The sequence below is a fragment of the Achromobacter sp. SX5 genome, from assembly GCF_056711425.1.
The window spans coordinates 4,497,016-4,523,094 of sequence record NZ_CM160041.1 but is presented as its reverse complement, the minus strand read 5'-3'; the positions used below and the strand labels follow the sequence as shown (position 1 = coordinate 4,523,094).

General features: G+C 69.2%; 20 protein-coding genes. 9 read left to right on the top strand and 11 right to left on the bottom strand.

Annotation, left to right across the window (positions count from 1 at the left end; translation table 11 throughout):
- Window positions 1-17: 17 nt before the first annotated feature.
- The 3 genes from AC1M14_RS21100 to AC1M14_RS21090 are packed head-to-tail and all read right to left on the bottom strand — an operon-like array spanning window position 18 to window position 3,240.
- Window positions 18-1,148 (bottom strand): ABC transporter substrate-binding protein, encoded by a 1,131-nt coding sequence (locus AC1M14_RS21100; protein ID WP_479730388.1) that lies wholly within the window; start codon window positions 1,146-1,148, stop codon window positions 18-20.
- Window positions 1,138-2,547 (bottom strand): sensor histidine kinase N-terminal domain-containing protein, encoded by a 1,410-nt coding sequence (locus tag AC1M14_RS21095; RefSeq protein ID WP_479730387.1) that lies wholly within the window; start codon window positions 2,545-2,547, stop codon window positions 1,138-1,140. The genes AC1M14_RS21100 and AC1M14_RS21095 overlap by 11 nt, the downstream gene beginning before the upstream one ends.
- A 3-nt stretch (window positions 2,548-2,550) precedes the next feature.
- Complete coding sequence (locus AC1M14_RS21090; protein WP_479730386.1) at window positions 2,551-3,240, bottom strand: response regulator transcription factor; 690 nt, start codon at window positions 3,238-3,240, stop codon at window positions 2,551-2,553.
- A gap of 152 nt (window positions 3,241-3,392) precedes the next feature.
- Here AC1M14_RS21090 and AC1M14_RS21085 point away from each other — a divergent pair, with 152 nt between their 5' ends.
- Both AC1M14_RS21085 and AC1M14_RS21080 read left to right on the top strand, forming a co-directional pair.
- Window positions 3,393-4,733: a CitMHS family transporter gene (locus tag AC1M14_RS21085; RefSeq protein WP_102774322.1), complete on the top strand. Its 1,341-nt coding sequence runs from the start codon at window positions 3,393-3,395 to the stop codon at window positions 4,731-4,733.
- 9 nt (window positions 4,734-4,742) lie between these two features.
- A complete protein-coding gene (locus AC1M14_RS21080; RefSeq protein ID WP_102774323.1) occupies window positions 4,743-5,483 on the top strand; it encodes an SDR family oxidoreductase in 741 nt (246 codons plus the stop codon).
- A 10-nt stretch (window positions 5,484-5,493) separates the two neighbouring features.
- Here the strand turns inward: AC1M14_RS21080 and AC1M14_RS21075 are convergent, their stop codons facing one another.
- Entirely contained in the window at window positions 5,494-6,459 is a 966-nt protein-coding gene (locus AC1M14_RS21075) for a tripartite tricarboxylate transporter substrate binding protein (protein WP_102774324.1), read from the bottom strand.
- 52 nt (window positions 6,460-6,511) lie between these two features.
- Window positions 6,512-7,843 (bottom strand): arylsulfatase, encoded by a 1,332-nt coding sequence (locus AC1M14_RS21070; RefSeq protein WP_479730385.1) that lies wholly within the window; start codon window positions 7,841-7,843, stop codon window positions 6,512-6,514.
- A 99-nt stretch (window positions 7,844-7,942) separates the two neighbouring features.
- Between AC1M14_RS21070 and AC1M14_RS21065 the strand changes: the two genes are divergently transcribed.
- Window positions 7,943-8,845 (top strand): LysR family transcriptional regulator, encoded by a 903-nt coding sequence (locus AC1M14_RS21065; protein ID WP_111826537.1) that lies wholly within the window; start codon window positions 7,943-7,945, stop codon window positions 8,843-8,845.
- A 26-nt stretch (window positions 8,846-8,871) separates the two neighbouring features.
- On the opposite strand, the gene norR is transcribed toward AC1M14_RS21065, so the two are convergent.
- Window positions 8,872-10,404 carry a nitric oxide reductase transcriptional regulator NorR gene (gene norR / locus AC1M14_RS21060; protein WP_479730384.1) on the bottom strand — a complete coding sequence of 511 codons (1,533 nt, stop codon included), beginning with the start codon at window positions 10,402-10,404 and terminating at the stop codon, window positions 8,872-8,874.
- A 151-nt stretch (window positions 10,405-10,555) separates the two neighbouring features.
- On the opposite strand from norR, the gene ytfE reads away from it, so the two are divergent.
- The gene (gene ytfE, locus AC1M14_RS21055; RefSeq protein WP_209165044.1) at window positions 10,556-11,251 is read left to right on the top strand and encodes an iron-sulfur cluster repair protein YtfE; all 696 of its coding nucleotides are present in this window, start codon (window positions 10,556-10,558) and stop codon (window positions 11,249-11,251) included.
- A 32-nt stretch (window positions 11,252-11,283) separates the two neighbouring features.
- Here the strand turns inward: ytfE and AC1M14_RS21050 are convergent, their stop codons facing one another.
- Window positions 11,284-11,592 carry a DUF1272 domain-containing protein gene (locus AC1M14_RS21050; protein ID WP_209165043.1) on the bottom strand — a complete coding sequence of 103 codons (309 nt, stop codon included), beginning with the start codon at window positions 11,590-11,592 and terminating at the stop codon, window positions 11,284-11,286.
- Window positions 11,593-11,743: 151 nt separating this feature from the next.
- Between AC1M14_RS21050 and AC1M14_RS21045 the strand changes: the two genes are divergently transcribed.
- Window positions 11,744-12,658, top strand: coding sequence for a DUF808 domain-containing protein (locus AC1M14_RS21045; RefSeq protein ID WP_102774329.1), 915 nt, complete (start codon window positions 11,744-11,746; stop codon window positions 12,656-12,658).
- Here the strand turns inward: AC1M14_RS21045 and AC1M14_RS21040 are convergent.
- Genes AC1M14_RS21040 through AC1M14_RS21030 form a run of 3 tightly spaced genes read right to left on the bottom strand, consistent with a single transcriptional unit; the run spans window position 12,624 to window position 18,336 of the window.
- Window positions 12,624-14,105, bottom strand: a complete 1,482-nt coding sequence (locus AC1M14_RS21040) for an efflux transporter outer membrane subunit (protein ID WP_479730383.1) — start codon at window positions 14,103-14,105, stop codon at window positions 12,624-12,626. The two genes, AC1M14_RS21045 and AC1M14_RS21040, sit on opposite strands and share 35 nt — an antisense overlap.
- Window positions 14,102-17,248, bottom strand: coding sequence for an efflux RND transporter permease subunit (locus AC1M14_RS21035; RefSeq protein WP_209165042.1), 3,147 nt, complete (start codon window positions 17,246-17,248; stop codon window positions 14,102-14,104). Before AC1M14_RS21035 ends, AC1M14_RS21040 begins: the two co-directional genes overlap by 4 nt.
- Entirely contained in the window at window positions 17,245-18,336 is a 1,092-nt protein-coding gene (locus tag AC1M14_RS21030) for an efflux RND transporter periplasmic adaptor subunit (protein WP_479731830.1), read from the bottom strand. Before AC1M14_RS21030 ends, AC1M14_RS21035 begins: the two co-directional genes overlap by 4 nt.
- 197 nt (window positions 18,337-18,533) lie before the next feature.
- Here AC1M14_RS21030 and AC1M14_RS21025 point away from each other — a divergent pair, with 197 nt between their 5' ends.
- On the top strand, window positions 18,534-19,172 hold the full coding sequence (locus AC1M14_RS21025) for a TetR/AcrR family transcriptional regulator (RefSeq protein WP_102774333.1): 639 nt from the start codon (window positions 18,534-18,536) through the stop codon (window positions 19,170-19,172).
- Here the strand turns inward: AC1M14_RS21025 and AC1M14_RS21020 are convergent.
- Window positions 19,169-19,549, bottom strand: coding sequence for a VOC family protein (locus tag AC1M14_RS21020; RefSeq protein WP_102774334.1), 381 nt, complete (start codon window positions 19,547-19,549; stop codon window positions 19,169-19,171). The genes AC1M14_RS21025 and AC1M14_RS21020 overlap by 4 nt on opposite strands.
- Before the next feature lie 141 nt (window positions 19,550-19,690).
- On the opposite strand from AC1M14_RS21020, the gene AC1M14_RS21015 reads away from it, so the two are divergent.
- From AC1M14_RS21015 to AC1M14_RS21005, 3 genes are all read left to right on the top strand, one after another.
- Complete coding sequence (locus AC1M14_RS21015) at window positions 19,691-21,658, top strand: BCCT family transporter (protein WP_102774335.1); 1,968 nt, start codon at window positions 19,691-19,693, stop codon at window positions 21,656-21,658.
- 179 nt (window positions 21,659-21,837) lie between these two features.
- On the top strand, window positions 21,838-22,971 hold the full coding sequence (locus AC1M14_RS21010) for an efflux RND transporter periplasmic adaptor subunit (RefSeq protein ID WP_209165040.1): 1,134 nt from the start codon (window positions 21,838-21,840) through the stop codon (window positions 22,969-22,971).
- Between the two features lie 16 nt (window positions 22,972-22,987).
- A complete protein-coding gene (locus tag AC1M14_RS21005) occupies window positions 22,988-26,077 on the top strand; it encodes a MexW/MexI family multidrug efflux RND transporter permease subunit (RefSeq protein ID WP_479730382.1) in 3,090 nt (1,029 codons plus the stop codon).
- Window positions 26,078-26,079 lie beyond the last annotated feature (2 nt).

The following is a 26,079-nucleotide window of genomic DNA, read 5'->3' as shown; positions in this document are numbered from 1 at the left end:
GGCCGTACCGGAGCGTTTCAATCAAGCGCGCCGCCGGGGCCCGGGCCGCCCGTCGCCGGCGCGCCCGCGGGACCGGCGGCCGGCGCCTGGACCGCCGCACGCCACAGGTCCAGGAAGTGTTTTTTCTTCAGCGGGTCCAGGTACACCAGCAGGCCCACGCCCAGGCCCACCGGGCGCACGCCGGCGGCGGCGATGACCGAGGCGTTCACCGGCCGCATGCCGGATTGCTCCTGCACCATCTGCTGGCCGCGCGGCGACAGCAGGTAGTCCAGGAATTGCGCGCCGAGATCGGGACGCGGCGCCTGGCGCGGGATGATGGCCGAGCGCGACAGCATCAGCGTGTAGTCCTGCGGGTACACGATGGCCAGCGGCGCGCCGCGCGCGATGCGGTGGCGCGTATAGGATTCCAGCAGGTTGTAGGCCAACGTGGTCTGGCCGCGCTCGAGCTGGTCCAGCACATGTTCGGTGGACGCGTGCATGGCGACGCGGTTGCGTCCGAACGCGGCCAGCAGCGCGCCGGCCATGCTGTCCAGGCGCGTGTCCTGCGTGGCGGCCAGATAGCCGATGCCGCTGCCCTGCACGTCATAGGTCGAGATGCTGCCGGCCAGCGGCTGGTCCGGCGCCTGCAGCAGCGACAGCAGTTCGCGCCGCGTGCGCGGCGCGCGCGCGGCCGGCAGCCTGTCGGTGTTGTAGACCATCACGATGGGATCGGTGCCGATGCTGAAGACCTCGTCGCGCCAGTTCGCCCAGCGCGGCAGCGCCTGCGTCTGGGGCGACACATGGGGCAACGCGTAGCCGTCGTTGACCAGCTTGGTCTGCAGGTCCATGGCGCTGCTGATGACGATGTCCGGGCCGGTGCGCGCGCCGGGCGCCTGCCACGCGCGCGCCACGGCCTGCGCGTACAGGTCCTGCGTGGAGATCTCGGTGTATTCCAGCCGCACGGAGGGATTGAGCTGGCTGAAATCCTCCAGCACGCCGCGAAACACCTGCACGCTGTTGGAGGCATGCACCACCAGCACGTTGCGGCTGTCGGCCGGCCCCAGCGTCAGCCCGTCGCCGCTGGTTTCGGCGGCCTGGCCGGCCAGCGGCAGCAGCACGGCGGCGGCGATGGCGAGCCCGCGCCAGGCGGCGATGAGCCTACTTTTCATGGGCCGTCCCCGGCAGCGTGATCGCGGCTTCCAGTCCGCCGTCCACCCGGTTGCTCAGGACCAGCCGGCCCTGGTGGATCTCGACCACGCGCTTGACGATGGACAGCCCCAGGCCGGCGCCGGACGAGCGCGGATTGGGGCCGCGGGTGAAGCGCTCGAACGCCGCGTGGGCCAGCGCCGGCGGTATGCCGGGGCCGCGGTCCGACACGGCGACGCGCCAGCCCGCGTCCGCGCGCTCCAGCCGCACTTCGATGTGGCCTTCTTCGTTGGCGCCGTGGCGCAGCGCGTTGTCGATCAGATTCTTGAAGGCTTCGCGCAGCATCAGGCTGTCGCCCGGCACGACCGGCGGATGCGCGTCGCCGGCGTCGGGCAGGCGCAGCCGCACGTCGGGCTGCGGGTCGGCCTGCGGCACCGTGTCGTACACCGCCTGGCCGAGCAGTTCGGCCAGGTCCACCGGCTGGAACTGCCTGACGTTGCTGCGGTGGATCACGCTGGCGTCGGACAGCAGCTGGTTGACCAGGCGCGAGAGTTTCTCGGCGTTGCGCAGCACCGCCAGCAGGCTGCGGCGCTGTTCGGCCGGGTCTTCCTCGTCCAGCGCCACTTCCATCTGGGCGTGCAGCGCGGCCAGCGGCGTGCGCAGCTGGTGCGCGGCCTCGGCGATGAACAGGCGCAGCGTGTCCAGGTTTTCCGACAGGCGCGCCATGAAGCCGTCCAGCGCATGCACCAGGGTGTCGAGCTCCTGCGGCACGGGCGCATCGATGGGATGCAGTTCGGAGGCGCCGCGCGCGGCCAGTTCGCGCTCGATGCGCTGGATCGGCGAGAGCGAGCGCTGCAGGCCCCAGTAGGCCAGCGCCAGCGCCGCGGCGGCAAAGCCGATCAGGGCCAGCGTGCCCTGCCACAGTATGCCGGCGGCCAGCGCGTTGCGCGCCTCGCGCGTCTGGGCGACTTCGATGACGGCGGTTTCTGCGTCGCGCGGGCCGGCGATCTTGCGCTCCATCCAGGCCACGCGCACCGGCTCGTCCTGGTAGCGGGCCTCGAACAGGCGCGGCGTGTCGGCCGGCGCGGCCTCGGCGCGCGCGGGCGGCGAGGGCAGGTCGGCGTAGCCCGAGACCAGTTCGCCGCCGCCGGCGGTGACGCGGTAGAACACGCGGTCGCGCGGCGCCTGCTCCAGCAGCGCCAGCGACGCGTAGGGCATGTCCATGCGCCATTCGCCCTGCACCAGCTGCAGGCTGTCGGCGATCGACAGCACCGAGGCGCGCAGCAGCTGGTCGTAGGTGGTGTCGGCGGTCTGGTAGGCGTAGCCGCGCACCAGCAGGTAGAGCGCGGCCAGGGCGGCCGCGAACAGGGCCAGCAGCGTGGCCAGCATGCGGCGGCGGACGGAGATTCGGCGCTGCGGCACGGGCTACTCGGAATCGTCGGCCGCCTCGCCGACCGCCGTCAGCAGGTAGCCGGTGCCGCGCTGCGTTTCGATGCGCAGCGGCGTGCCTTCGAGCTTGCGGCGCAGGCGGGCGATGTAGACCTCGATGGCGTTGGGGGCGGCGTCGTCGTCGAAGGCGAACAGCTTGCTGGCGATTTCGGCCTTGCTGACGCTGCGGTTCATGCCGGCCAGCAGGATCTCCAGCAGGCTGTATTCGCGCTTGGGCAGTTCGATGCGCCGTCCGCCCAGCGTGACCTGGCGCGCCGCGCTGTCGATGGCCAGTTCGCCGAAGCGCAGCACGCCCGCGGCCTGGGCCGCGGGCCGGCGCAAGAGGGCGCGGCAGCGCGCCTCCAGCTCGCGGAAATCGAAGGGCTTGGCGAGGTAGTCGTCGGCGCCGGTATCCAGGGCGTGGACCCGGTCTTCGATGTCGATGCGCGCGGTCAGCGCCAGCACCGGCGTCTTGCCGCCCCGGTCGCGCAGGCGCAGCAGGATGTCGAAGCCCGACATGCGCGGCAGGCCGATGTCCAGAATGACCAGGTCGAAGGTCTCGTATTGCAGCACGCCGTCGGCGCTCAGGCCGTCGTTCTGGCTGTCGACCGCATGGCCGAGCCGGCGCAGCCGGCGCACGATGGCGTCGGCCAGGTCCTCGTCGTCTTCGATCACCAGTATGCGCATGGCGGGAATTGTCGCACGGAGATTCAGGGGGACGGACCAGCGCCCGCCACGAAAAAGACAGGTTGTCGACAGCTTTAGTTTCTAGTCTTGCGGTCCAGCTTCCCCCGCCGGAGGCTGCCTCGCATAACAACGACGAGTCGGAGATAACCCTCATGCTATTGACCCTGCTTGGCTTCGGCATGGTGATCACGTTCATGACGCTGATCATGACCAAGCGCCTGTCGCCCCTGGTGGCGCTCATTCTTGTTCCCATTCTTTTTGCCTTGCTGGGCGGCTTCGGGGCGGGCATAGACAAGATGATGCTGGACGGCATCCGCAAGATCGCGCCGACCGGCGTGATGCTGATGTTCGCCATCCTGTATTTCGGCGTCATGATCGACGCCGGCCTGTTCGACCCCATCGTGGGCCGCATCCTGCGCGCGGTGAAGGGCGATCCGCTGAAGATCGTGGTGGGCACGACCGTGCTGGCGCTGGTGATCTCGCTGGACGGCGACGGCTCGACCACCTACATGATCGTGGTGGCCTCGATGCTGCCGCTGTACCGGCGTCTGAAAATGAACGCATTGGCCATGACCTGCCTCGCCATGCTGGCCAGCGGCGTCATGAACCTGACGCCCTGGGGCGGGCCCACGGCGCGCGCGGCCAGCGCGCTGCACGTGGACGCCGGCGACATCTTCGTGCCGCTGGTGCCGGTGATGGGCGTGGCCATCGTCGCCATCCTGGTCCTGGCGTTCTGCCTGGGGCTGCGCGAACGCCGCCGCCTGGGCGTGCTGTCGCTGCCCGAGGGCGCGTCGCTGCACGCCGGCTACGACGAGGACGGTCCCAAGACGCTGCCCGAGATCGAGGTCGACCACGACCTGCGCCGTCCGCGCCTGCTGTGGGTGAACGCCGGCCTGACGCTGGCGCTGATGGTGAGCCTGATCCTGGGCGTGCTGCCGCTGCCGGTGCTGTTCATGATCGCCTTCGCGATCGCGCTGGTCATCAACTACCCCGACCTGGCCGAGCAGCGCCGCCGCGTGACGCAGCACGCCGGCAACGTGCTGTCGGTGGTGTCGCTGATCTTCGCGGCCGGCATCTTCACCGGCATCCTGTCGGGCACCGGCATGGTCGAGGCCATGTCGCGCAGCCTGCTGGCGGTGATCCCGGACGCGATGGGGCCGTACCTGGCCGGCATCACCGCGCTGGTGAGCCTGCCCTTCACCTTCTTCATGTCCAACGACGCTTTCTACTTCGGCGTGCTGCCGATCCTGAGCGAAGCGGCGCAGGGCTACGGAATTTCCGCGGTCGAGATGGCGCGCGCCTCGCTGGTCGGCCAGCCCGTGCACCTGCTCAGCCCCCTGGTTCCTTCCACCTACCTGCTGGTGGGCCTGGCCGGCGTCGACTTCGGCGACCACCAGCGCTATTCGCTGAAGTGGGCCACCATGGTCTGCCTGGTGATGCTGGCCGCCGCGCTGGCGTTCGGCCTGTTCCCGCTAGTGGGTCAAACTTCCTGAGGACTTGTCATGGCTTTGCGCATTGCTTATGTCACCAGCGGAATGGGCCACACCGGCACCGCGATCTGCCAGGCGCTGCACCTTGCGGGACACCGTGTGGTGGCGGGCTGCGGCCCGCGCTCCACGCGCAAGGACCACTGGCTGAAGGAACAGAAGTCGCTGGGCTACGACTTCATCGCCTCCGAGGGCGACGCCACCGACTGGGCCTCGACCGAGGCGGCCTTCGCCAAGGTGCGGCGCGAGGTCGGCGAGATCGACGTGCTGGTCAACAACGCCGGCGCCATGCTGGACATGCGTTTCCGCCAGATGAGCCACGCCGACTGGTCGGCGGTGCTGCGCAGCAACCTGGACACGCTGTTCAACAGCACCAAGCAGGTGGTCGACAGCATGGCCGACCGCGGCTGGGGCCGCATCATCAACATCGGTTCGGTGGCGGCCGAGAAAGGCCAGATCGGCCAGATCAACTACGCCACGGCCAAGGGCGCGGTCATCGGCTTCACGCGCTCGCTGGCGCAGGAAGTGGCCGCGCGCGGCGTGACCGTCAACCTGGTGTCGCCGGGCTTCATCGCCGACGACACGGTCAAGGCCTTCCCGCCGGCGCTGCTGGACCGCATCGTCGAAAGCGTGCCGGTCGGCCGCCTGGGCACCGCCCAGGACCTGGCCGGGCTGTGCGCGTGGCTGGCCTCGGACGAGGCCGCTTTCGTCACCGGCGCGAACTACGCGATCAACGGCGGCGTCTACATGAGCTGAAGCGCCTGCTTCAGTTCTGCAGCTTGACCGCGCCGCTGTCGAGCAGCTTCTTCCACTTGGCGTCGTCGGCCTCGATGAACTTCTGCAGGTCGGCCGGCGAGCCGCCGCCGGCGATCATGCCGGCGTTGTCGACGGCGGCCTTGAATTCCGGGGTGGCGATGGCGGCACGCAGCGCCGCGTTCACCTGTTCCAGCTGCGCCGCCGGGATGCTGTTGGCGGCGGCGACCGAGAACCATTGCGTGGCGGCGTAGCCCTTGAAGCCGGTTTCCTCCACCGTGGGCACGTCGGGCAGGCTCTTCAGGCGGTACGGCGTGGTGACCGCGTAGGCCTTGAGCGCGCCGGCCTTGATCTGCGGCATGACGGGGGCCGAGCCCAGTATCGCCAGCGGAATCTGGCCGCCGGCCACGTCCGACACCGCCTGCCCGCCGCCCTTGTAGGGCACGTGCACCATGCGCGTGCCGGCATACTGGTTCAGCAGTTCGCCGGCCAGGTTCTGCGAAGTGCCGTTGCCCGAGCTGCCGTAGCTCCACGCTTCGGGCCGGCGCCTGGCGTCGGCCAGCACGTCCTGCAGCGTGGCGCGCGCGTTTTTGGCCGGTCCGACGATGACCATGGGGCCTTCGGCCATCAGGATGACGGGCGACAGTTCATGGCCGATCCGCGGCTGCGGCGTGGGGTAGACCAGCGGCCCCGGCACGGTCAGCAGATAGCCGTCTTCCGGCTTGCTGCGCGCCACCAGCTGCAGCGCGATGGCGCCGGCCGCGCCCGGGCGGTTTTCCACGATCACGTTCAGCCCGCTTTGCCGCGCCAGTTCCTGGGCGGCGATGCGGGTCAGGACGTCGGCGGTGCCGCCGGGCACGAAGCCCACGACCCAGGTGATCTGTTTGGCGGGCCAGTCCAGCCCGGCCTGCGCCGCGCCGGCGGCGGCGAAGGCCGCGGCGCCGAACAGCAGCGCGCCGCAACGGATGACGAACTTCATGGTATTCCCCTGATGCTTTTCTTGTGTGGTGTTGGCGGTTCCGCCCGGGCCTTCAACTGGGGTCCGGCTTGCCGGGCGGCGTGTTCGGGTGGGCGAGGCACGACTGGTTGAACGCCTGCACCATTTTCAGGATGGGGCCGAGCACCCAGGTGTTGAAGATGAGGATGTCGCTCTCTTCCTTGGGGTCCTGCTTCAGGTTGAACAGATAGGGCGACTCCAGCTTGCCCTTGCCTTCGTTGACCTCCGGCTCCCAGTAGAAATGCAGTTTCCAGTCGCGCCACTTGACCGCGCGCAGGTCGTTCTTGATGTAGAACAGAAAGCCCTCGCGCGCCGAGGCCGGGCTGGCGCCGGTGAAGAAGTCGGTCTGGTCCACGCCGTCGATGGGCCGGTCCTGTGGAATCGGCGCGCCGCCGATGCGCGACAGCGTGGTGTACAGGTCGGTAACGTGCACGATCTCGTTGGAGACCCGGCCCGGCTCGACCTTGCCGGGCCAGCGGATGATGAAGGGCACGCGCAGGCTGCCTTCCATGGCCGTATGGTAGGTGCCGGTCCAGGGGCCGGCGGTGCCGCGGTACGGCTTGCGGAACTCGGGGCCGTTGTCGCTGCAGAAGATGAAGACGGTATCGTCGCGCAGGCCCAGCTCGTCCACCGCCTGCGAAATCTGGCCCACGCGGAGGTCCATTTCCACCATGGAGTCGGCGAAGTCGCCGGCCCCGGTGCGTCCGGCGAAATCCGGGTGCGGCAGGGTGGGGAAATGCAGGTGCACCAGCGGCAGGTACAGGAAGAAGGGGCGCGCGGCCTGCGCGTGCCTGCGCATGAAGCCGATGGAGCGCTCGACCAGTTCGGCGTCGATGCCGCGGCGCGTGTCCAGGTCGTAGACCTTCACGTTCTCCGAGGGCGAGCCGGCCTGCCCCTGCATGATGTGCGGGATGTCGGCGACCGCGGGATCGAAACCGATCGAGGACGTGAACTGGCTCTCGTCGGTGGTGCGCGGAATGCCGTACCACTCGTCGAAGCCGCGGTCGCTGGGGTAGCGGCCGGGGATGTCGCCCAGGTGCCATTTGCCGTAGTGCGCGGTGGCGTAGCCCTGCGCCGACAGCTGCTGCGCCAGCGTGATTTCGTCGCGCGCCAGCCCCTGCGGCAGCCCGGGAGGCACCGATTGCAGGCAGCCGGTGCGGATCGGATGGCGGCCGCTCATCAGCGCGGAGCGAGTCGGCACGCAGTCGCTTTCCACGTTGAAGTTCTGCAGCAGCAGGCCTTCGGCGGCGAGATGGTCTATGTGCGGCGTGGGCGCGCCGCGCAGGGCGCCGCCGCCATAGCAGCCCAGTTCTCCCCATCCCAGGTTGTCGGCCACGATCAGTACGATGTTGGGCTTGTTTGCCACGCGCTGCACCCTCTGTTTTTTGTCGGTTACGACGGAAATTCTAGGTCGGGGCGCTTGGCGTAATATTCCTGAAGGTACGAATTCCCATAAATAATATTCATGAACCTGTCGCTGCGTGACATCGAATACTTCCTGGCGGCCGTGGAACACGGCAACCTGGGCCGCGCCGCGGCGGCCTGCGACATCAGCCAGCCGGCGCTGTCCAAGTCGCTGCAGCGCCTGGAGGCCGACACCGGCCTGGCGCTGCTGGACCGCGGCGGGCGCGGCCTGCGCCTGACCTCGGCGGGCCTGGTGTTCCTGGAGCACGCGCGCAAGCTGTGGGCCGAGTATCGCGATGCGGTCAGGCACGCGATGGAGTTGCGGGTGGGCGCGGCCGGACTGCTGCGCGTGGGCGCGACCGGCGCCACGGTGGACAGCTTCGTGATGCCGGCGCTGCGCCTGCTGCTGCCGCGCCGTCCGGCCCTGCGCATCGAGCTGACCCAGGGCCTGTCCGACGACCTGAACGAACAGGTGGCCAGCGGCCGGCTGGACCTGGCGGTGACGCCGGTCTATGCGCCCGCGCCGGCGGCGCTGCTGCAGGAGCCCATCATCGAGGATCAGTTGTGCGTGGCGGCCAGCCGCAAGCATCCCCTGGCCGCGCGCCGCAAATTGTCGCTGCGCGATCTGCAGGGACAGCGCTGGATACTGCCGGCTTCCAGCTCCATCGCGCGCAAGGCGCTGGACGCGCGCTATGCCGAAGCCGGCCTGGGCCTGCCGACGGCCGCGCTCGAGGTGGAGCATTTCTCCAAAGGCACGCTCGCGCTCCTGGCCGGCTCGGACCTGCTGGCGGTCGCGCCGCAAAGCGCGCTGGACGCCGAGCGCAGCATCGCGGTGCTGCCGGTCGCGCTGGGCCGGCCCCTGCAGCGCCACATTGCGCTGATTTCGCGCCACGACACCACCTGGTCGCCGTTGATGACGGAGTTTCGCGAGGCGATTCTGGATAGCACGGGGATGGGCGGGTAGATGGCGGCAGGGGCCGCCTCAGACCCTCACCCCTTCAACCCGATACGCCGCGCCAGCTTGTGCAGGTTGCTCGGGTCCACCTCCAGCGCGCGCGCGGCGTTGGCCCAGTTGCCCTGGTGCGCCTGCAGCGCGCGGCGGATCGCCTGGCGCTGGCAGGCGTCGACGGCGGCGCGCAGCGGCTGCGTCACGCCGGCGGCGTGCGCGTCGGAATCCGCGTCGTCTTCCGGCGGCGACGACGGCATGTCGCCGTCGGCCAGGTCCAGCAGCTTGGCGCCCAGGGTCACGATTTCATTGCGGCTGGCGCCGTGGCTGACGGCCTTGATGGCGGCGCGGCTGATGACGTGCTCCAGCTCGCGCACGTTGCCCGGCCAGCGGTAGCGGCGCATGACTTCCTCAGCCTCGGCCGACAGCCTCAGGCTGCGCAGGCCCAGGCGCGCACGGTTCAGCTCCAGGTAGCGGCCGGCCAGCAGCAGCACGTCGTTGCCGCGGTCGCGCAGCGGCGGGATCGGGATCGGGTAGACCGACAGTCGGTGATAGAGGTCGGCGCGGAAATCGCCCGCCTGCACCAGGTCGCGCAGGCTGCGGTTGGTGGCGGCCACGATGCGCACGTCCACCCGGCGCGGGCGGTCGTCGCCCAGGCGCTGGATTTCGCCGTTCTGCAGGGTGCGCAGCAGCTTGGCCTGCACCAGCAGCGGCAGTTCGCCCACTTCGTCCAGGAACAATGTGCCGCCGTTGGCGGCCTCGAAGCGGCCGGGGCGGTCGGTGACCGCGCCGGAGAAGGCGCCCTTGGCGTGACCGAACAGTTCGCTCTCGGCCAGCGATTCGGGCAGCGCGGCGCAGTTCACGTGGACCAGCGGCTTGTCGCGGCGGCGCGAGAGGCGGTGCACGCGGTGCGCGAACAGCTCCTTGCCCACGCCGGTCTCGCCCAGCAGCAGGATGGGCAGCTCGGAATCGGCCACCACTTCGATCTCGTGCAGCAGCCGGCCGATGGATTCGCTCTGCCCCAGGATCTCGTTGCCGTCGAGCGCGGCGCTGTCGGCCGGTTCGGCGCCGCGCGCCACGCGCAGCGCGCGGATCTCGGCTTCCAGCCGGGTGGTGCGCAGCGCCGCTTCCAGCAGCACGATGTAGTCGCGCAGGTCGGCCTGGGCCTCGGCGTCGAAGGTGCCCACCTCCAGCGCGTCCAGCGTCAGCACGCCCCAGGGCCGGCCCTCGGTGTGCAGGCTGGTGCCCATGCAGTCGTGCACCGGCAGCGGTTCGCCAGCCATGCCGTTGATCAGGCCGTCGTAGGGATCGGGCAGGGTGCTGTCGTGGTGGAAACAGGTGACCCCGCGCCGCGCCAGGATGGCGGCCAGCCGCGGGTGCTGCTGCACCGCGAAGCGGCGCCCCAGCGCGTCCTGGGTCAGCCCGTCGACCGCGACCGGGCGCAGGTGGTCTTCTTCCAGTTGCAGCAGCGCCACCGCGCCGCAGCGGAAATGCGTGCGCAGGCTGGAGACCAGCCGCTGCAGGCGGATGGCGGGAGGCAGGTCTACGACCAGGTCGGCGAGCAGGAGGTTTTGCATGGGGTGAATTCTACCGCCGAGGGTGATTATTACCCAGAACCGATAGGGTGATATTCACCCATTAAATTGCAGGCGATTGATAAATAACAAGTTTTTCCTGGCACGGATTTCGCTCTATTCCAGTTACCCGTTACGCACACTGGAGAATACGATGAGCTTGGTTGAGCAATCCCTGGGGCAGTTGGCCCGCAGCATTCCTGGCGCCACCCAGGTCTTTCACGAATATGAGCTGGACTTCTGCTGCGGCGGCAAGAAAAGCCTGGCCGAGGCCGCGGCCCAGCGTTCGCTGGACGTGGCGCAGATCGAAGCGCGCCTGGCCGAACTGGCCAGGAACCCGTCCACCGAAACGGACTGGGGCCTGGCCACGCCGGCCGACCTGATCGACCACATCGTGCAGCGCTATCACGAGGTTCATCGCCGCCAGCTGCCCGAACTGATGCGGCTGGCGCTGAAGGTCGAGCAGGTGCACGCCGACAGCCCCGACTGCCCCGCCGGCCTGGCCGACCACCTGCGCGTCATGCAGCAGGAACTCGAAAGCCATATGCAGAAAGAGGAACAGGTGCTGTTCCCGATGCTGGCCCGCGGCCACGGCGCCATGGCCACCATGCCGATCCGCGTCATGCGCATGGAGCACGACGACCACGGCGTGGCGCTGGAACGCCTGCTGGCCCTGACCAACAACGCGACCTTGCCGCGCGCCGCGTGCAACACCTGGCGCGCGCTGTACCTCGGCATCCGCGCCTTCAAGGAAGACCTGATGGCGCACATCCACCTCGAAAACAACATCCTGTTCGAGAACGGTTCCGGCGACGGCGGCGCGTGCTGTGGCGGGCAGGCGTCAGGCTGACGACGCGGCAGGTGAGCCCGCATCGAAACGCGCTAGCGCTCCTCGGGCGCAACGCCTTCCAGGCTGCGGCGCAGGGCCTCATGCGCCGCAAGATCCACCGGCCGGTGCCGGCGTTCCTGGCTGGCCGGATACCGGCCCAGGTAGTTGCCGCCCTTGCGGTCGCTGGCCGGCCGCACCGGCCGGGGGGCGAAGCCGCCGCCGCAATTGGGACAGACGTTGCCCAGCAGGCCTTCGGCGCAATCGGCGCAGAACGTGCATTCGAAGCTGCATATCCGGGCCTGGGTGGAGGCCGGCGGCAGCGCGGCGTCGCAGTGTTCGCAGGTGGGGCGCAGGGCGAGCATGGCAATCTCCCGGGACGGAAAACCTACAGAGTAGGCGGCGGCGGGCCGTCCGGCCATGCCGATCTGGACACAAAAGGAATGAAAACGGCCATACGCGCGGCGGTGCGCCGCCTGTACACTCGGAAAACCTTACGAGGACAGGGGTCTGCCGATGGCCGGAAGCAGTTTCTTCGCGTTGTTCGACGATATCGCCACCATCCTGGATGACGTCTCCGTCATGACCAAGGTGGCGGCCAAGAAAACCGCCGGCGTGCTGGGCGACGACCTGGCGTTGAACGCGCAGCAGGTCACCGGGGTGCCGGTGGACCGCGAACTGTCGGTGGTCTGGGCGGTCGCCAAGGGCTCGTTCGTCAACAAGCTGATCCTGGTTCCGGCGGCGCTGCTCATCAGCGCCTTCGCGCCCTGGGCGATCACGCCGCTGCTGATGCTGGGCGGCGCGTTCCTGTGCTACGAGGGCGTGGAGAAGCTGGCCCACAAATACCTGCCGCACGGCGATTCGCCCGAAGGCAACCATGCGGCCCGGGCCGAGGCCCTGCAGGACCAGGCGGTCGACATGGTGGCGTTCGAGCGCGACAAGATCAAGGGCGCGGTGCGCACCGACTTCATCCTGTCGGCGGAAATCATCGTCATCAGCCTGGGCGCGGTGGCCGACGCCGACTTCACGCGCCAGGTGCTGGTGCTGTCCATCATCGCCATCGCCATGACGGTGGGTGTCTACGGCCTGGTCGCCGGCATCGTCAAGCTCGACGACCTGGGCCTGTACCTCAGCCGCAAGTCCTCGCAGGCCCTGGCCTGGCTGGGCCGGCGCATCGTCGGGGCCGCGCCCTATCTGATGAAGACGCTGTCGGTGGTGGGCACGGCGGCCATGTTCATGGTCGGCGGCGCCATCCTGACCCATGGCATCGCGCCGGTGTCGGCCGCGATCGAACACGCCGCTTCCGCGGTGGGCGGCGGCGTGGCCGCGGCGCTGGTCTCGACCCTGCTCAACGCCTTGTTCGGCATGGCGGCCGGGGCCGTGGTGCTGGGCGCGGTCAGCCTGGTGAAGCGGCTGCTGGGGAAGCGCTGACCGGCGCGGGGCTCGCGGGCGAGCCCATGGCCTGGAACAGCGCCGCCGTTTCGGTCAGGCGCGCCTCGGCGTAATCGAGTTCGCGCAGCCGGGCGGCGACGTAATGCTGCTCGGCCGCGTATTCGGTGTAGGGCGGCAGCGCGCCCAGCCGCACGCGGCTGGCTGTGTTGCGGTAGGACTGTCCGGCCGCCTGCCGCGAGGCTTCGGCCGAAGCCAGCGCCTGGCCGCCGCCCTCCAGCCGCGACAGCGTGTCGGCCACGTCCCGGAACGCCATCAGCACCGTCTGCCGGTATTGCAGCAGCGAGGCCTGGTAGCGCTCCTTGGCCGCATCGCGTTCGGCCAGCAGCGCGCCGCCGTGGAACAGCGGCTGCGTGAGCGAGGCGCCCACGGCCCAGATCGCGCCGGCGCCCGACATGGCCGCGGGCCAGTTGAAGCCGGCCTGGCCCATGGAGGCCGACAGCGACAGGCTGGGAAAGAGCTGCGCGGTGGCCGCGCCCACGTCGGCCGCGGCGGCCTGCACCACGGCGTCGGCCAGCAGAATGTCCGGGCGCGAGGCCAGCAGTTCGGACGGCACCACCACCGGCACCTGCTGCGGCACGGCCAGGCTGTCGAAATCCAGGTCGGGCGGCGCCTGGTCGGGGTTGCGGCCCAGCAGCACGGCCAGCGCATGGCGCGTGGCGTGCCAGCGCGCCCGCAGCATCGGCAGCGCGGCTTCCAGCGCGGCGGCGTCCTGGTCGGCGTCGAGCGCGTCGTTCTGCGAGGCCGCGCCCAGCTCGTAGCGGCGTTGCGTATCGCGCGCCACCTGCCGCGCCAGCAGCGCCTGCTTTTCGTTCAAGGCCACGCGCTGCGCCAGCGCCGAGGCGGAGATGGCGCCGGTGACGATATTGCCGGCCAGCGCGCGCCGCGCGGATTCGAGCTGGAACGCCTGCTGCGCGACCTGCGCCGTCAGCGACAGGTTGGCGAAGCGCGCCGCGCCGAACAGGTCCAGGTCGTAGCGGGCCTGCACCTGGCCGGTGAAGACGTTGTAGCGGGCCGTGGGCTCCGGCAGGTTGGGCATGGTGAGCGCGCGCCGGCGCGTGGCGTCGGCGCCGGCGTCCACGGCCGGCAGCAGCGACGAATTGACCTGGCCGCGCAGCTGTTCGCGCGCGCCGGCCAGGTTGCGCTCGGCCGCGGCCAGGTCGGGACTATTGGCCAGGCCTTCCTGCACCAGCGCGTCCAGCGCCGCGGAGCCGTAGCGCTTCCACCATTCGGGCACCGGCCGCGCGCCGTGTTCGAAGCGCTGCGCCACGCCCTGGGCCGTGGCGCCGGCGGCCGGCGTGGGGGCCACGCCGTATTGCGCGGGCTGCGTCACGGCCGGCGGCTTGCCGTCGGGCGCGAAGGCGCAGCCGCCCAGGGCCAGCAGCAACGCCAGGACGGCGGGACGGATCGGGGTTCGTGGCATCGTCATGCTCCGCGCTCCACGGTATCGCCGGCGTTGGCGCCGGGCGGCACGCCCGCGGGTTCGTCGCGCTCGTCGCGGCGCACGCGGAACCAGGCCGCATACAGCGCCGGCAGGAAGAACAGCGTCAGCACCGTGGCGCTGGTGATGCCGCCCATGAGGGCGGTGGCCATCGGGCCGAAGAAGTTGCTGCGCAACAGCGGGATCAGCGCCAGCACGGCGGCCGCGGCCGTCAGCGTGATGGGCCGGAAGCGCCGCACCGTGGCGCCGACGATGGCGTCCACGCGCTTGTGGCCGGCGGCGATGTCCTGTTCGATCTGGTCCACCAGGATGACCGAGTTGCGCATGATGATGCCGAACATGGCGATCACGCCCAGCATGGCCACGAAGCCGAACGGCTTGCCGAACAGCAGCAGCGCGGCGACCACGCCGATCAGCCCGAGCGGGGCGGTCAGCACCACCATGAGCACCCGCGCGAAACTCTGCAGCTGCACCATCAGCAGCGTCAGCACGGCCACCGCCATCAGCGGCATCTGCGCGTTGATGGACGACTGGCCCTTGCCGCTTTCCTCCACCGGCCCGCCGACTTCGATGCGGTAGCCCACCGGCAGGCCGGCGCGCAACTTGTCGAGCCGGGCGTCGATGGCGCGGGTGACGTCGATGCCCTGGGCGTCGCCCAGCACGTCGGCCTGCACCGTGATGGTGGGCTGGCGGTCGCGTTCCCAGATGACGCCGTATTCCAGGTCGTAGCGCACCTGGCCCAGGCTGCCCAGCGGCACCGGGCCGTTGGGCGTGGGCATGGCCAGCGTGGCCAGGCGCGCGGGGTCGACCCGTTCGTCGCGCGGCGCGCGCAGGCTGACGGTGATCAGCTTGTCGCGTTCGCGGTATTGCGTCACCGCGTAGCCCGACAGCGTCATGGCGAGGAAGTCGGAAATGTCGCTGGAGCTCACGCCCAGTTCGCGCGCCTTCTGCTGGTCGATCTCGAAGCGCACCGAGCGCTCGGAGGGTTCGTCCCAATCGAACTGCACATTGGTCGAGCGCGCGTCGGCGCGGACTTCGGCGGCCACCTGCTCGGCCACCGCGCGCACGTCGGCGATCTGGTCGCCGCTGACGCGGAACTGCACCTGGAAACCCACCGGCGGCCCGTTCTCCAGCCGCGACAGGCGGCTGCGGATGGCCGGGAATTTTTCGCGCAGCATGGGCTGCAGCCATTGCGCCAGCTTTTCGCGGTCTTCCACCGAATGGGTGGTGATGACCAGCTGGGCGAAGTTGGGCGTAGCCAGCTGCTGGTCCAGCGGCAGGTAGAAGCGCGGCGCGCCGGCGCCGACGTAGCTGACCGAATGCTCGATCTCGGGACGGCCCTGCAACGCCTGTTCCAGCCGTTCCACCTGGCGCAGCGTGGCGTCGAACGAGGCGCCTTCCTGCAGGCGCAGGTCCACCAGCAGTTCGCTGCGGTCGGAGCTGGGGAAGAACTGCTGCGGCACCAGCCCGAAGCCGGCCATCGCCAGCGCGAAGGCCGCGACCGTGCCGCCCAGCACCAGGTAGCGGCGCTCCACGCACCAGGCGACCCAGCGCCGCAGCCGCCGGTAAAAGCCGGTGTCGTAGATGTCGTGTTCGTGGTCCTCGGGCAGGTGGGCTTCGCGCTTGCGCTCGGGCAGCAGGCGATAGCCCAGCAGCGGAATCAGCACCACGGCGGCGAACCACGAGACGATCAGCGCGATGGCCGAGACCTGGAAGATGGAGCGGGTGTATTCGCCGGTGCTGGACTTGGCCAGCGCGATCGGCAGAAAGCCCGCCACCGTCACCAGCGTGCCGGTCAGCATGGGAAAGGCGGTGCTGGTGTAGGCGAACGCGGCCGCGCGCGCGCGGCTCCAGCCCTGTTCCAGTTTCACCGCCATCATCTCGACGGCGATGATGGCGTCGTCCACCAGCAGGCCCAGGGCCAGCACCAGCGTGCCCAGCGACACCTTGTGCAGGCCGATGCCGAACATCTCCATGAAGAGCGCCGTGACGGCCAGCACCACCGGAATCGAGATCACCACCACCATGCCGGTGCGCAGCCCCAGCGAGACCAGGCTCACGATCAGCACGATGGCGACCGCTTCGGCCACCGAGCGCAGGAATTCGTCGACCGAATGCGACACCGCCCGCGGCATGCTGGAGACTTCCTTCAGGGTCAGGCCCGCCGGCAGCTGCGCCTGCAGCTCGCCGAACCTGGCGCTCAGCGCGCGGCCCAGGTGGACCACGTCCTGGCCGGGCTGCATGGTGATGCCGATGCCCAGCGCCAGGCGTCCGCCCAGGCGCATCTGCTCCACGGGCGGGTCGTCGTAGCCGCGGCGGATGGTGGCGATGTCGCCCAGCCGCAGCGACTTGCCGTCGATGCGGATCAGCGTGTCGGCCAGGGCCTGCGGGCTGTCGTACTGGCCGGTGGGGCGCACGAAGACGCGGTCGTCGGCGGTGGTCAGGGTGCCGGCGGCGGTGACGGCGTTCTGGCTGTTGATGGCCTGCGCGATCTGCTGCGGCGACACGCCCAGCCGGCTCAGCCGGGTATTGGAGATCTCGATGTAGATGTGTTCGGGCTGCTCGCCGAAGTAATCCACCTTGGCCACGCCGGGCACGCGCAGCAGCACCGTGCGCAGCTTGTCGGCGTAGTCGCGCAGCTGCGCGGGCGTGAAGCCGTCGCCCTGCAGGGTGTAGATGTTGGTGTAGACGTCGCCGAATTCGTCGTTGAAGAAGGGGCCCTGTACGCCGGGCGGCAGCGTGGCCGAAATATCCCCGACCTTCTTGCGGATCTGATACCACTGGTCAGCCACGGTGCCGGCCGGCGCCGAGTCCTTCATGGTGTAGAAGATCAGCGACTCGCCGGGCCGCGAATAGCTGCGCAGGAAGTCGGTGTTGGCGGCTTCCTGCAGTTTTCTGGCGATGCGGTCGGTGACCTGTTCCTGCACCTGGCGGGCGGTGGCGCCGGGCCACATCGTCTTGATCACCATGACCCGGAACGTGAAGGGCGGGTCTTCCGATTGCGCCAGCCGGGAGTAGGACAGCACGCCGAACAGCGTCACCAGCGTGATGATGAATATCACCAGCGGCTGGTGGCGCAGCGCCCAGGCCGAGAGGTTGAAGCGGCCTTCCTCGTGGCCCGGCGCGCTCATGAGGCGTGGTCCTCGGGATGCAGCGGCGCCACCGGGCGTACTTTTTCGCCGGCGGACACGGTATGCACGCCCTGCCACACCACGCGTTCGCCGGCCTGCAGGCCGCCGGCCAGGGTCACGGTGCGCGCGTCGAAGCGCAGCACCTCGACGCGGCGCAGCTCCAGCGTGTCTTCGCCCTGCCTGACGACCCACACCGCGGGCGCGGGGCCGTCATGGAACAGCGCGGTGGCCGGCAGCGTATACGTGGGCGGCCCGTCGCCGGCCGGGTTGTCGAAACGGATATTGGCCGTCATGCCCAGGCGCACTTCCGGGGCGGGCGCCTGCAGCGTGAGCTTGGCGCGATAGGTGCGGCTGCGCGGATCGGCGGCCGGCGATATTTCGCGCAGCACGGCGGCAAAGCTGCGGCCGGGCAGGGGGCCGAGCGTGACGCTGGCCTGCTGACCGATCTCCAGGCCCGCCAGCACGCTTTCCGGCACGTCGCAGATGGCGTCGATGTCGCCGGACCAGGCCAGGCTGTACACCGGTTGGCCGGCGGCCACGTTCTGGCCGGTGTCGGCCTGCTCGGCGGTGATGACGCCGGCATGGTCGGCCCGCAGCGTCGTGTATTCGAGCTGGTCGGCCGCCAGCCCCGCCTGCTGCGCGGCCTGGTCGCGCTGCGCCAGCGCCGCGGCGTAGGCGTTGCGGGTCTGTTCCAGTTGGGTCGTGGCGATCAGGTTTTCGCGCGCCTGGGCGCGGTCGCGGTCGAGCTGCCGGCGCGCATAGTCCAGCTGGTGCTGGGCGGCGGTCAATTGGGCGCGGGCGCTGGCCGCGTTCTTGCTGGCGTCGGCGGGATCGAGCCGGGCCACGACCTGGCCGGGTTCGACCGCGTCGCCCAGCCTGACCGCGCGTTCGACGATCTTGCCGCCCACGCGAAACGACAGCGGCGTGCTGTAGCGCGCCTGGACTTCGCCGGGCAGGGTCCAGGCCGGCAGGCGTTCGTCGGCCTGGGCCGGCATGGCGACGACCGGGCGCGGCGCCGGCGCGGGCGCCGGCTCGCGTCCGCAGCCGGCAAGCGCAAGCGCCAGCAGCGCGGCGGCGGGCAGCCGCAGCAAATGGGTACTCGGGGAAGAGGACGCCGCGCCGGGGGCGGCACGGCGCAGTCCTGGGCCAGGGCAATTCACGGAACACCTCGCGGCGCGGAGAAACAGGCGGCCGCTACCGGCCGATACGGCCTGGATTCTAATACATCAATGTATCTGGATTCAATGTTGAATCCGAAACTGCGTCCGATGCTAAACTTGCCGCCATGTCAAAAGTCCGTCTTACGCGAGAGCAAAGCCGTGACCAGACGCGGCAGCGTCTGCTCGACGCTGCGCAATCGATTTTTCTTGCCAAGGGGTTCGTGGCCGCCAGCGTCGAGGACATCGCCGAGCAGGCGGGGTACACGCGCGGGGCGTTCTATTCCAATTTCTCCAGCAAGTCCGAGCTCTTCCTGCAGCTGCTCAAGCGCGACCACGAAAGCGTGATGGCCGACATGCGCGCCATCTTCGAGGACGGCGAGTCGCGTGCGCAGATGGAGGCGCGGGTGCTGGAGTATTACTCCACGCACTACCGCGAGAACGATTGCTTCCTGCTGTGGATGGAAGCCAAGCTGCAGGCCGCCCGCGACCCGGAGTTCCGCGTCGGTTTCGCGACCTGTATGCGCGAGCTGCGCGAGGCCACCACCGAATACATCCGCCAGTTTTCGGCCCGCGTCGGCACGCCTTTGCCGCTGCCGGCCGAACAGCTGGCGCTGGGCCTGCTGGCCCTGTCGGACGGCATGCAGTTCAGCTATGCCTTCGATCCGCAGGCTGTCACCCCGGAGATGACCGAGGCCGTGCTGGCCGGATTCTTCCGCCGCGTGGTGTTCGGCGAATCCGGCCCGCCGCAGGCGGAACAGCCCTAGGGCAGCAGCTCGGAAATCTCGATCAGGTTTAGGTCGGGGTCGCGCAGGTACACCGAGCGGATCTTGCCGGTGGCCCCGGTGCGCGGCACCGGGCCTTCGATGATGGCGGCGCCGGCCTGGCGCAGCCGTTCGATGACTTCATCCAGCGGGCGATCGGCGATGAAGCACAGGTCCAGCGCGCCCGGCACCGGCAGATGGGCCTTGGGTTCGAACTCGCGGCCGCGCACGTGCAGGTTGATCTTCTGGTTGCCGAAACGCAACGCCTGCCGGCCTTCCCCGAAAGTTTCCAGGCGCATGCCCAGGATACGGGTGTAGAAATCCACTGTGGCTTCCGGGTCGGTGCAGGTCAGGACCAGGTGGTCCAGATGGTCGATCATGAGGGCTCTCCGGCTGGCCGCCTGCATTGGGATCGAGTTTGGCAGACGGCGCTTGGCCGTGATAGTAATACTTGCGGCGCGCAGCCGGACTGAGGGGGGCGCGCGCCGGATTTTCCCACCCTCGCCGCAAGGATCTGCTGCATGACTTCAGAAACCCGGCCATCCACCATAAACCGACCCGTGTTCTTTCCCGCGGCCCTGTTCACGCTGCTGCTTGTGGGCTTCGCGATACTCGCGCCCAAGGCCGCGCAAAGCCTGTTCGGGTCCGTGCAAAGCTGGATACTGGGCAACGCAAGCTGGTTCTACATACTGGTGGTGGCCATCATTCTGCTGGCCGTGGTGTTCCTGGCGGTCAGCCGCTACGGCGACATCAAGCTGGGCCCCGACCACAGCGAGCCCGACTACCGCAACTTCACCTGGTTCGCCATGCTGTTCTCGGCGGGCATGGGCATCGGCCTGATGTTCTTCGGCGTGGCCGAGCCGGTCATGCATTTCATGTCGCCGCCGGTGGGCGAGGGCGGCACGGTCGCGGCCGCGCGCGAAGCCATGAACATCACCTTCTTCCACTGGGGCCTGCACGCCTGGGCCGTGTACGCGGTGGTGGCGCTGATCCTGGCGTTCTTCAGCTATCGCCACGGGCTGCCGCTGACCCTGCGCTCGGCGCTCTATCCGCTGATCGGCAACCGCATCCACGGGCCGATCGGCCATGCCGTCGACATCTTCGCCATCATCGGCACGGTGCTGGGCGTGGCGACCTCGCTGGGCCTGGGCGTGGCGCAGATCAACAGCGGCCTGAACCAGCTGTTCGGCATCTCGGTGGGCGTGCCCACCCAGATCGTCCTCATCATCATCACCTGTGGCCTGGCGACCCTGTCGGTGGCCAGCGGCCTGGACAAGGGCATCCGCATCCTGTCCGAAACCAACCTGGCGCTGGCGGCGGTGCTGCTGCTGTTCGTGCTGGTCGCCGGTCCCACCGTGTTCCTGCTGCAGACCTTCGTGCAGAACACCGGCGCCTACCTGTCCGACATCGTCAACAAGACCTTCAACCTGTACGCCTACGAACCCACCGACTGGATCGGCGGCTGGACCCTGTTCTACTGGGGCTGGTGGATCGCCTGGTCGCCCTTCGTGGGCCTGTTCATCGCGCGCATCTCGCGCGGACGCACCATCCGCGAATTCGTGACCGGCGTGCTGCTGGTGCCGGCCGGCTTCACCCTGTTCTGGATGACGGTGTTCGGCGATACCGCCATCCACATGATCCTGGTCGACAAGGTGCAGGGCTTCGCCGAGGTCGTGCAGGCCGATTCGTCGCTGGCGCTGTTCGCGTTCCTCGACCAGCTGCCCTGGAGCAGCGTGCTGTCGGTCATCGCCATCGCGATGGTGGCCGTGTTCTTCGTGACGTCGGCCGACTCCGGCGCGCTGGTGGTGGACCTGCTGGCTTCCGGCGGTTCGGACCGCACGCCCGTGTGGCAGCGGATTTTCTGGTCGCTGCTGATGGGCGCGGTGGCCATCGCGCTGCTGCTGGCCGACGGGTTGACCGCGCTGCAGACGGCCACCATCGCCAGCGCGCTGCCGTTCTCCATCATCCTGCTGCTGTCCCTGTGGGGGCTGTTCAAGGCGCTCAAGCTGGACGCCACCAAGCGCGGCATCCGCTACCAGTCGCTGACCCTGTCGCGTCCGGCCCGCGGCGGCCAGTCCTGGGAGCGGCGCCTGCGCAACATGGTCATGATGCCGCGCCGCGCCCACGTACTGCGCTTCATCGCCGACGTGGTGCGCCCGGCGCTGGAAGACGTGGCCGACGAACTGCGCCGCCAGGGCTACGCCGTGGCCGTGCGCGACGACGAGAACGAAGGCGCCGTCACGCTGGAGGTCTCGCATGGCGATTACCTGGACTTCTGGTACGCGGTGCGCCCCGAGGCCTTCGTGCGGCCCAGCCTGACGCCGGAAGAGGCGGCCGACGAAGACGAACGCAAGTACTTCCGCGCCGAAGTCCACCTGCGCGAAGGCGGGCAGGACTACGACATCATGGGCTGGAGCCGGGATGCCGTGATCGGCGACATCCTCGACCAGTACGAACGGCACCGCCATTATCTGCACATGGTCCGCTAGCGCGCGCCGCCGCACCATCCATCGCCGCCGGATTTTTCCGGCGGTTTTTTTTCGCCGGGCCATCCCCGTTCATCGGCAATAGGCCGACGCTATGTAGGGTTTTGCGTTTTCTTCTTTGACGAAATCTACGATTTCAAGGATTATTCAAAGCCGTGTCTTTGATAAATAACGAGACGGGCATGAGATCGAATTCTGGAACGTGGAAGGCGGGTGCCGTGGTGCTGGCGGTGGCGCTGGCCGGCGCGGGACTGTACTGGAAGTATGGCGGCGCGAAGCAGAGCGGCGGCTGGAGCATGGCGCCGGTCAAGGTGGCGGTGGCGGCGGCGCAGCAGGCGGATTTCCCGGTGACGCTGGGCGGCATCGGGTCGCTGGAGGCCACGCGCCAGGTGCAGGTGGCCGCCGAGGTCGACGGCCGCCTGGCCCGCATCCTGTTCTCGCCGGGCGAGCGGGTGCGGGCCGGCCAGCTGCTGGCGCAGCTCAACGACGCGCCCGAGCAGGGCGAACTGGCGCGGCTGCAGGCCCAGGCGCGCAATGCGCGGGCGCAGCTGGAACGCACCCGCCGCCTGCTGCCGCAGCAGGCGGCCACGCGCGAGCAGCTGGACCAGGCCCAGGCCGACTACGACCAGACGGCCGCCGATATCAGGCGGGTGCAGGCGCTGATCGAGCAAAAGCACATCAAGGCGCCGTTCGACGGCGTGCTCGGCGTGCGCCGGGTGCACCTGGGGCAGTTCCTGCGGGCGGGCGATCCGCTGGTGTCGCTGACCGACGCGTCCGTCATGTACGCCAACATCACGCTGCCCGAACAGGCGCTGGGAGCGTTGCAGGTGGGCCAGCCGGTGACGCTGACGGTCGACGCCCATGCCGGGCGCGAGTTCACCGGCAAGGTCACCACTGTCGAGCCGCAGGTGGACCCGGGTTCGCGCACCGTGCGCATCCAGGCGACGCTGCCCAACCCCGACGGCGCGCTGGCGGCCGGGATGTTCGCGCATGGCGAGGTCGGCCTGCCCGCCCGTCCCGGCGTGATTACCGTGCCGGAAACCGCCATCAGCTACAGCGCCTACGGCGATTCGGTCTATGTGCTGACCCCGCCCGAGGCCGGGCAGGAGTCGGCCCCGCCGACCGTCAGGCAGGCCTATGTCAAGACCGCCGAGCGCGTGCGCGGCCGGGTGGTCGTGACCGAGGGCCTGCGGCCCGGCGACCGGGTGGTGACCTCGGGCCAATTGCGGCTGCACAACGGCGCCGCGGTGGCCGTCAGCCCCGACGACACGGTGGCGCTGGACGGCGCGCCGCGGGCCGTGGCGCAGGCTCGGTGACGGCGCGGAGACCGACATGAAATTCACCGATCTCTTCGTGCGCCGGCCGGTGCTGGCCCTGGTGGTCAGCACCCTGATCCTGCTGCTGGGCATCAAGGCCCTGAGCGGGCTGCCGGTGCGGCAGTATCCGCTGACCGAAAGCACCACCATCACCATCACGACGCAGTATCCGGGCGCCTCGCCCGACCTGATGCAGGGCTTCGTGACCCAGCCCATCGCGCAGTCGGTGGCCACCGTCGAGGGCATCGACTACCTGTCCTCGTCCTCGACCCAGGGGCGCAGCGTCATCACGGTGCGCATGAAGCTCAACGCCGATTCGAACAAGGCCATGACCGAAGTGATGGCCAAGGTCAACGAGGTCAAGTACCGGCTGCCGCAGGACGCCTACGACCCGGTGCTGGTGAAATCCTCGGGCGAGGCGACCGCCGTGGCCTATGTGGGCTTCTCCAGTTCGACCCTGTCGCTGGCCGCGCTGACCGACTATCTGTCGCGCGTGGTGCAGCCGCAGCTTTCCTCGATCGACGGCGTGGCCAGCGTGGAGCTGTACGGCGGCCAGAAGCTGGCCATGCGCGTGTGGCTGGACCCGTTCCGCATGGCCGCGCGCGGCATCTCCGCCGGCGAGCTGGCCGACGCGCTGCGCCAGAACAACGTGCAGGCCGCGCCGGGTCAGGCCAAGGGCCTGTACGTGGTGTCCAACATCCAGGTCAACACCGACCTGGTCAACGTGGCCGAGTTTCGCGACATGGTCGTCAAGCACGATGGCGACGCCATCGTGCGGCTGGGCGACGTGGCCACGGTCGAGCTGGGGGCGGCGTCCTCGGATTCCAGCGGCCTGATGGACGGCGAGCCGGCCGTGTACTTCGGGCTGAACGCCACGCCGGTGGGCAATCCGCTGGTCATCGTCAAGCGCCTGAACGAACTGCTGCCCGACATCAAGCAGAACCTGCCGCCGGGAACCAGCGTGCAGGTGCCGTTCGAGCTGGCGCGCTTCATCAGCGCCTCGATCGACGGCGTGGTGCGCACGCTGCTGGAGGCCGTGGTCATCGTGGTGGCCGTGATCTTCCTGTGCCTGGGCTCCTTGCGGGCGGTGCTGATCCCGGTGGTGACGATCCCGCTTTCCATGCTGGGCGGAGCGGCCATCATGGCCCTGTTCGGCTTCAGCGTGAACCTGCTGACCCTGCTGGCGATGGTGCTGGCCATCGGCCTGGTGGTGGACGACGCCATCGTGGTGGTGGAAAACGTGCACCGCCACATCGAGGAGGGCAAGTCGCCGGTGCGCGCCGCGCTGATCGGCGCGCGCGAGGTGGCCGGGCCGGTGATCGCCATGACGATCACGCTGGCCGCGGTGTACGCGCCCATCGGCCTGATGGGCGGGCTGACCGGCTCGCTCTTCAAGGAGTTCGCCTTCACGCTGGCCGGGGCGGTGGTGGTCTCCGGCGTCATCGCGCTGACGCTGTCGCCGGTGATGAGTTCGTTCCTGCTGGACAGCCGCGTCTCGGAAAACTGGATGGCGCGCCGCGCCGAGCATTTCTTCGGCTGGCTGGGCGCGGCCTACGGCCGGCTGCTGGACGTGTCGCTGCATCACCGCTGGGTCACCGGGCTGGTCGCGGTGGCGGTGCTGATCAGCCTGCCGTTCCTGTACAACGCGGCCCAGCGTGAGCTGGCGCCGGTGGAAGACCAGTCCACCGTGCTCACCGCGATCAAGTCGCCGCAGCACGCCAACATCGACTACGTGGAGAAGTTCGGCAAGAAGTGGGACGACGTGATGAAGACCCTGCCCGAACAGAACGGGCGCTGGCTCATCAACGGTTCCGACGGTGTGTCCAACAGCATCGGCGGCGTGGATTTCGTGCCGTGGGAGCAGCGCAGGCGCTCGGCCGACGAGATCCAGGCCGACATGCAATCCATGGCCAACCAGGTCGAAGGCAGCAATATCTTCGCTTTCCAGCTGCCATCGCTGCCGGGCTCGACCGGCGGGCTGCCGGTGCAGATGGTGCTGATGAGCGCGGCCGACTACCCGGTGGTCTACGAGGCCATGGAAGCGCTCAAGCAGGCGGCGCGGGAAAGCGGCCTTTTCATGGTGGTAGACAGCGACCTGGACTACAACAACCCCGTCGTGCGCCTGAAGGTGGACCGGGCCAAGGCCAACAGCCTGGGCGTCACCATGAAAGCCATCGGCGATACCCTGGCCGTGCTGGTGGGCGAGAACTACGTCAACCGCTTCGGCATGGACGGGCGATCGTATGACGTGATTCCGCAGAGCCTGCGAGCCCAGCGTATTTCGCCCGAATCGCTGGCCCGCTACTACGTCAAGAGCGCCAGCGGCGCGCAGGTGCCCCTGTCGAACCTCGTGAGCGTGTCCATGGGCGTCGAGCCCAACAAGCTGACCCAGTTCAACCAGCTCAACGCCGCCACCTTCCAGGCCATCCCCATGCCGGGCGTGACCATGGGCGACGCGGTGCAGTTCCTGACCCGCCAGGCGCAGGCGCTGCCGGCCGGCTTCAGCTACGACTGGCAGTCCGACGCGCGCCAGTTCAGCCAGGAAGGCGCGGCGCTGATGATCACCTTCATCTTCGCCATCATCGTGATCTACCTGGTGCTGGCGGCGCAATACGAAAGCCTGCGCGACCCCTTCATCATCCTGGTGAGCGTGCCCATGTCCATCTGCGGCGCGCTGATTCCGCTGGCGCTGGGCATGGCCACGGTGAACATCTATACCCAGATCGGGCTGGTGACGCTGATCGGCCTGATCAGCAAGCACGGCATCCTGATGGTGGAGTTCGCCAACGAGATACAGGTCAGCCACGGGCTGGACCGGCGCGCCGCCATGGAGCAGGCCGCGCGCATCCGCCTGCGCCCGATCCTGATGACGACCGCCGCCATGGTGATGGGGCTGATCCCGCTGCTGTTCGCCACCGGCGCGGGCGCGCACAGCCGCTACAGCCTGGGCCTGGTCATCGTGGTGGGCCTGCTGGTGGGCACGCTCTTCACGCTGTTCGTGCTGCCCACCGTCTACACCGTGTTCGCCCGCGACCACCGGGCGGCGAGCGATACGCCGCGCGCCCGGGAACTGGCGCTGGCGCAGGCCGAGGACGCGGCGGCCTGAAC